General features: G+C 48.7%; 9 protein-coding genes. 7 read left to right on the forward strand and 2 right to left on the reverse strand.

Annotated elements, in window-relative coordinates:
- From ACIQVE_RS28900 to ACIQVE_RS28930, 7 genes are all read left to right on the forward strand, one after another.
- The coding region (locus tag ACIQVE_RS28900) for a glycoside hydrolase family 104 protein (protein WP_402815274.1) at nt 1-637 on the forward strand (637 nt) is incomplete at its 5' end.
- Complete coding sequence (locus ACIQVE_RS28905; protein WP_402815276.1) at nt 637-1,113, forward strand: hypothetical protein; 477 nt, start codon at nt 637-639, stop codon at nt 1,111-1,113. The genes ACIQVE_RS28900 and ACIQVE_RS28905, both read left to right, overlap by 1 nt.
- A 100-nt stretch (nt 1,114-1,213) precedes the next feature.
- Complete coding sequence (locus ACIQVE_RS28910) at nt 1,214-1,663, forward strand: ion channel (RefSeq protein ID WP_402815278.1); 450 nt, start codon at nt 1,214-1,216, stop codon at nt 1,661-1,663.
- Between the two features lie 198 nt (nt 1,664-1,861).
- On the forward strand, nt 1,862-2,041 hold the full coding sequence (locus tag ACIQVE_RS28915; RefSeq protein WP_402815280.1) for a hypothetical protein: 180 nt from the start codon (nt 1,862-1,864) through the stop codon (nt 2,039-2,041).
- Nucleotides 2,020-2,424, forward strand: coding sequence for a hypothetical protein (locus tag ACIQVE_RS28920; RefSeq protein ID WP_402815282.1), 405 nt, complete (start codon nt 2,020-2,022; stop codon nt 2,422-2,424). Before ACIQVE_RS28915 ends, ACIQVE_RS28920 begins: the two co-directional genes overlap by 22 nt.
- Nucleotides 2,425-2,813: 389 nt before the next feature.
- Nucleotides 2,814-3,218, forward strand: coding sequence for a hypothetical protein (locus tag ACIQVE_RS28925; protein ID WP_402815284.1), 405 nt, complete (start codon nt 2,814-2,816; stop codon nt 3,216-3,218).
- Nucleotides 3,219-3,653: 435 nt separating this feature from the next.
- Nucleotides 3,654-5,036 carry a tyrosine-type recombinase/integrase gene (locus ACIQVE_RS28930; RefSeq protein ID WP_402815286.1) on the forward strand — a complete coding sequence of 461 codons (1,383 nt, stop codon included), beginning with the start codon at nt 3,654-3,656 and terminating at the stop codon, nt 5,034-5,036.
- Nucleotides 5,037-5,858: 822 nt separating this feature from the next.
- On the opposite strand, the gene ACIQVE_RS28935 is transcribed toward ACIQVE_RS28930, so the two are convergent.
- Nucleotides 5,859-6,281 (reverse strand): hypothetical protein, encoded by a 423-nt coding sequence (locus ACIQVE_RS28935; RefSeq protein WP_402815288.1) that lies wholly within the window; start codon nt 6,279-6,281, stop codon nt 5,859-5,861.
- On the reverse strand, nt 6,281-6,887 hold a 607-nt coding region (locus ACIQVE_RS28940; protein ID WP_402815290.1), incomplete at its 5' end, for a hypothetical protein. The genes ACIQVE_RS28940 and ACIQVE_RS28935, both read right to left, overlap by 1 nt.

A 6,887-nucleotide genomic window follows, 5' to 3' on the forward strand; every position in this document is an offset into this window, starting at 1 on the left:
GAAAATGAGCTGGTGGGCGGACGTCGCCAGCGTGACCGGAATTTCTGCCGATGGGAAGGCTTGGCATTTCCACCCACTTTCATTAATCACAAACAAGGTATCTGATTCCCGAGAGCTGAGAGTTCGAGCGTTCTTAAGAATGATCCGCGTTGGGGAAGGAACCGAAGGAATTAATGGCTATGAAAAACTTTTTGGAGGTTCATCATTTATTAAAGACCATGGAAAAACATTTGATGATCATCCTCAAATAAAAATTAAAAAAAGTGGCTACACCTCTTCCGCCGCCGGAGCCTATCAGGTGATGGGTTATACATGGAACGACGACTCAGTAATCAAAATAAGAAAAAAGCTAAACATTAAAAACTTCTCTCCTCTTTCCCAAGATATATTTTGCTTGGGGCTGCTAAAATACAAAGTAAGGGGCGATGCTTTAGATTTGATAGTGTCAAATAAAATACAAGAAGCTATAGAAAGTAGTAGCTACGAGTGGGCAAGCCTTCCCCCAGGGCGATATGGCCAGCCAATAAAATCGATGGATGAAGCGCTGGCTTATTATGAAAAATTCTTAAATGAAGAGATTCTCGGAACATCGGACCTACAATTAACACCGGGATTTCTCAAGGAGCTAGGATACTGATGTCCTTTAAAAAAATATCAGCATGCTTTTTGTTGACTGTAGTAACGATGAGCAGCTACGCAGAGTCCAAGAGTGCTTTTGAGCCAGATGCGGAAGCGCAAAAAACCTTAGGTGCAGCAGGGCGATGGTCTCCCGATTGCGACACGATAGGAGGGATCACAATAAAAGAAAATAATCGTATTTTCATGGAAGTTAACTCGAATCAAATTTACATAACCTCTCGCGGAAAGAATGAAGCAGGGAGAATCAATTTTTTCTTAGACGCCCCAGCCGATCTAGGGAGAGGCGGAATGATGCTTAAGTGGGACAATTTCTCAAAACAAAGGCCCATTGCAAAATTCGAACAGACTTCAAGTCACTCGGCAACCGTAGAGTGGCTAGGCTTTTATGACGAAAAATCCAAAGCAGGAGTTTGGTTGGACGAACCTGATTTTGTGCGAGCAGAAAAAAAAGAGTTCTCAAAATGCAGTGACTAATGCATAAATTCCTTAAACACAGAAGGCTGTCAGGCTTCGCAACTGGTTTCCCACAGTCTGGAAGCCGCAAGCGGCAACCCATTCACTGAAGAAGTAAACCATGCTGCTCAACCTACTGATTGGTCTCCCCGTCATGATGGTCTGCCTGCTATTGCAGGCCATTTTCCTAACCATCTGTCTACGCTACTACGTGCGCGTCAGGCACGCTCAACGAGGCCACCACTCGCAATGCCTGAACATCCCGTTGTTGTCGGGGGTGATGCTGTTGATGTTGCTCGGTAATTTCGCGCAAATGGCCATCTGGGCTGGGCTGTTCATGCTGCTCGGCGAGTTCGACGATTTCGCCACCGCGCTTTACCACTCAGGGGTCAACTTCGTTACGCTGGGCTATGGCGACATCATCATGTCCACACGCTGGCGCTTGCTCGGCCCACTGGAAGCGGCCAGCGGCATTCTGATGTTTGGCGTCTCCACTGCCGTGATGACCGCCGCGGTGCTAGATGTCATAAAGCACAACATGGCGAGGTTGCAACATCACGAGCAGCCGTAAGTCTTCGCGCAGCTCGTTTCTACAACCCCACAATTCCGTATATGTAAACCCAGCCTGACCATGGGCGACGGCTCACCGCCGACACCAAACCAAAGTGAGCCGAGTGCATTTTGCCGGTGAGTTGGTCAGTACTCACAGTTGACACGTGCTGGACGACAGCAGCCACACTGCTAGCCTCCTCATAAAACCGGAGACACCATGAACAACCTGACCTTGATTGCCAACATGCTAATTATCCAGAACCAGAACCAATTTGGGATTGCTTGCGTCGCCGTTGTCGCTACGACGGTAGGGGTTGGCTCATGGGCGGGTACGAAATATGGTGGCGAGGGAGGCGCAGTAGCTGGAGAGATTTTGTGCGAGAAGACATTGCCATGATGTGGGACGGTTTTTGGACATCATGGTTAGCTTTCTGGCTTGTATCCGGCCCGATTGTGCTTTCATTCGTGGGCATCCTGTATTCCTTGTATCTAGGCCGCTACCTAGACGAGATGATGGAAGCCTTAAAAAGTAGCCGTTTTATCTATATCTGGGGACCGAGCCTGCGAAAGCAGGGATGGTTTGGTTGTTACGCACTCATCACCAGAATCGCTGGCTTGATGATTTTTTCGAGAGTTTATATTCGTGCCGGAGAGGTGGATCCTGTCGACATTGAAAACTTTCCGCCGCACCTGAAGCGCATGTTGATCGTAAATACGGCAATGCTCGTCTTGGGTTTTATTGGGATAGTGATTGTCGGTGTGTTGTTGGAGTTTAGATAACTCTTGACGCACTCCTTAGCGTGTCTCTCGGTTGAAAAAAGGGGGCGAAAAAGGCAGGGGCTTATGGAAATGTCCCTGCCTTGTTTCCTCCGGCGGGCACCTTTTACGTGCGAACAAAACGGGAACGGTGCTGCGAAATTCTTTTATTGCCACCTCTGCATTACAATGTTTTTTGCGCTCAAGCAAGGGGGGCGGCATGGTTGTAACTCGAAAAATCAATTGGGTCGAAATCAAACTCGCTTACCGAGCTGGCATTCTCACGCTTCGAGAAATCGCCAGCGAACGACATCACCCACGGGGCGATAACAAAGCGCGCCAATCGTGATGGATGGACGCGTGACCTCGCCGCTCCAATCAAACACAGGGCGGATGAATTGGTATCTAGCGCGTTGGTATCCACCGGTATCCAGAAAACACCCCTTGAACTGGAAGCTGTGCAGGCTGGAGCCGAGGCTATCGCCCGCATCAAGTTGACCCAGCGCGCCCGCATCACCGCACAGATGAACATGCTGCTGCGCCTGCAAACGGACTTCGAGCGTATGGCCAGCGACGACGTTGGCGAGCGTGTTGATATTGCAAAAAAGATGGCGGACATCTTGAAGGTGTTAACCGACCTCGAAAGACAAGCGTACAACCACGATGCCGTGGACGCTCAACCGAACAGTGCCCCAACGCTGCCAGAGAAGCCGCTGTCACCAAATGACGTAGCTCCGCGCATTGCCTTTGTGCTGGGCAAAGGTCTAAAGCATTCGGCGGGCGCTGGCGGTGCGTCCACTCCGGCTCAATCCCATTAATTTGCCGCGAGCCATCCCACGTTACCTTTCCGTTTAATTGTGTGTCCCGCTCACGTTTAAATGCCTCGGGACGGCTCGTCATCAGAAGGCCGTCACAAAAAAAGTAGGGGGAGGCACGGTTTAGGTGGGGGGGTAAAAACGCGAAACGGGGAACGAACGGGGAAGATTAACGACGAAAACGACAAGGGGTTACTGCTAAAAGTGCCGCAACCCCTTGATTTATATGGTGGGCCCACACGGACTTGAACCGTGGACCAAAGGATTATGAGGCACATGGTTATGAGGCTCAGTGCTATTTGTTGAAACATGAAATCTAGGATTTTCCCCGCAATTGCTGGGCTTCATGTTTCATTGGGTTTCTCTGTGTAGCGTAAGGTTGCTATGATTCGTTGAGCAATTCGTTAAGCGATTCGTTAAGAAAAATAAGGGCTGAAGGTGGCGCAAAAACTCGTACACAGCAAAATTCTTGCTTTGAAAACTACTCTCTCTGAAGCACTGGAAGGTAAGGGCGCCGGTTCTATCCTTTTTGAGCGTCGGGCAAAAGGCGTTTTGGTTTACTTGAGCTTACGTCGCGAAGGCAAGCAGGAGCGCTTGAAGCTTGGTAACTATGTAGATAAGACCTTAGTCGAGTGGCGAGCATATGCAGCCGCTACATCTCTGGAAGCTAGACGGTTTCCTAGCATTGAGCATTATTTGACCGCCGAAAAAGAGCGAGCCCGCGCCAGTCAGCGGCTAGCAGATATTGAGGCAAGACAGGGAACGCTTGCGCAAATGCTAGATGCCTATGTGGACGACATGGAACGTAGAGGCAAATCGAGTGCTAAATCTGTTCGTGGTGCGTTGAAACTCGATGTACTTACACCTTTTCCAGAATTGTCGAAACGCAAAGCAAAGGAAATCGAGCCAAGTGATGTGGCTCAGATCCTTCGCAATTGCCTGACTCGCTCCGTCGCGCATAAGGGGCGCGGTGTTCGACTCACGAAAGCTACTGCCAACAATGGCAAGAAGCGGCAAGCCGATAAGCTGCGCTCGTACCTTCAAGCCGCTTTTGCCTTTGGACTTGCGAACGACTTGAATCCGCTTCGCTCGGGAGACTCTGTGGAGTATGGCCTGAAAACCAACCCGGCTCGGGACGTGCCTACCATCGAAGGAGCCAATCGGGCGAACACTTGGGCTCTTACCAAGGACGAACTGAAATCTATTGTATTAGCGGTCGAGAGGTTGCCTGACCGACGACGGGCTATCGCCAAGGCGATGCTGTATTTGGCAGGGCAGCGAGTAGAGATGCTTTGTCGGGTGACATGGCCGGATTTTTATAATGATGGCGAACACAGCGATGTCTTGCGGCTGCTTGATCTCAAAGGAGGGAGGGGGACACCACCCCGCGAGCATCTATTGCCGATTACTAATCGTCTAGCAGAAATACTGTCACCGTTACTCGCATTGAAGGATTTAGGGCGTGCGCCGGGGCCATTTTACCTTAGGGGAACGGTATGCATCGCCCCCGGTACAGCCCTAGATATTTTTACGGTGCTGGGTGATCAACTGTCGGAACAAGGTCTAACACGCCGTTTCACTTGGCGGACGCTCCGAGCAACTATCGAAACCCATTTAGCAGCGCTTGGCGTAAATCAGGAGCGGCGGGCGTGGTTGCTCTCGCATGGGCGTTCTGGCGTGCAGGCAAAGCATTATGACCGCTGGAATTATTTACCAGAGAAACGGGCGGATTTGGATCGGTGGGCGAGATATCTCGACGAGCTGGCAGGCAATCCCTCCGCGGATAATGTGGTTACAGGAATCTTTGCCAAAACAGCCTGAACGACCTCATGACATCGGAGCCTTCAGTGCGGGGGGCGGGGGAGCTCATCATAAATGCCCCCCGCGCAGATTAATCATTATGAGTGGTAGGGGCTTAACTCCGGACGGATAGCCTCCAACTTTATGTGCGGCAGCATTTTGCCGCCCCGCACGCCTACCGCTGATATTGATGTTGGGATATTCTTGGTGTCGACATATTAGTTTGTTTAGCAGCCGAGCGCATTTTTTTCATTGCAAGTTAAGAGCGTTGATAATGCGTTCAGGTTGTCATAAGCATCGCTAGCGCATTGAATATTGACTCCGGTTGTATCGGAAGAGTTTTTGGATTTGACTGTAACTCCATTTGAGGCGTTGGGGCTTATTGATGTGTCTAAACTTCGATAAACAGAGTATGCGTGTTTTCCAATCGAAAAATCAACGTTGAAGTAGTCCACTCCGTATCTTGTATGATGGTTGTAAGTAAAATGATCCTGCGTTCGTAATCCTTTTTTTGGAAACTCTAGCTCTATATTGTTAGCTTTTCCAAATCTGTAGTGGAGGCTTTTTTCTTCTTTGGCATTTGATCCGCATAGCGACATTATTTTATATACTTTCATCCGGCAGGCAGTGGCTTAGTGAGTCGTTTGCAATAGCTAGGCTGGCTGAACTTAGAGCTAAAAATCCGACAGTGAATTTAATCATGGTTACTGTCCGCTCGCGATAATATTTTAATTGTCTCTCATTTTTGCATAGTATACTTCGTGTTTTGGTCTTTGCATGTTGAGCCGAATATCAGAGGGGCTGGGGTTAGCAGTGGACTGCCATCCCCGAACTAAATCACATCTACTTCATCTTCACTGGTGCCGAATGCTTAATGCATTTTTCATATTTTTCGGCAAAAGCCTTATCAAACGTTAACGATTGTGGCTCATCTACATCCGCTGAAATATTGTAAAGCAGGCGCTGTCCGACTTTGTAATTTACCCAGCCAATTACACCAGAACCATTGGTATCAAAAAAAAGTTGTGCTGTTACTTCGTCGCCAGAATCGTTATCAAGTAATAGATTGGCTTTATCTTTTTTTACATAACGGAATGGGAAGTTGCTACTTCTTACCAGTTCAGTTAGGTACTGATAGCACGAACCTGAATCCTGCGCTTGATGCGTCGTGACATCCTTTGTTTGTTGATTTGCTTGGGCTGATACCCCATAGGCAGCACCTACGATCAGGGGGATCAGCAGAGTGGCATAAGCTATTTTTTTCATTATTTACCTGCAATAAATTCATTGACAAAGCGCGATTTAATATCTTCAAGGTGTTTTTTGTATGTGGCCTGAATGCTAGCGTTGGTTGAATGCCAGCGCGCCCAGTTGCCGTTGTGCTTCTGAATATAAAACGCTTTATATTCCATTCCCCCTAGAACTGAAGGAAATACGATAAAGCGCTTTTTCTTATCTGTAATTTGTGCATTTCCTCCCTGCCCACTCATCCCCTTGTTTTCAAAAGCCTCCCAAATCCCCGTGGGCGTAAACTGAGGGTGCAACGAGAAAAAATTACCATCCCACCCATAGTATGGTGGTTTACCAAACGCTTCCATGCCACCAGTACCGCATTTTACGTATTGACGAGATTTGAAATGCGCAGTTTCGTCGCGATACATACGTTCGATAATTGTGGCCATATCCTTTCCATACTTGTCGTAAATTATCCGTAATGCGGCTTTAGCATCGCCTTCGTTAAAATTACCCGGAGTGAACGGAGGAACGGGCTTCCCGTTGATGTACATAGGGGATAAGGGGTGAAAGTGCCATGCCTTCCCATCGGCAGACATGCCGGTCACGCTGGCGACATCTGCCCACCAACTCAACTTT

The sequence above is a fragment of the Pseudomonas sp. NPDC098747 genome (assembly GCF_044760045.1).
Taxonomy (GTDB): Bacteria; Pseudomonadota; Gammaproteobacteria; order Pseudomonadales; family Pseudomonadaceae; genus Aquipseudomonas.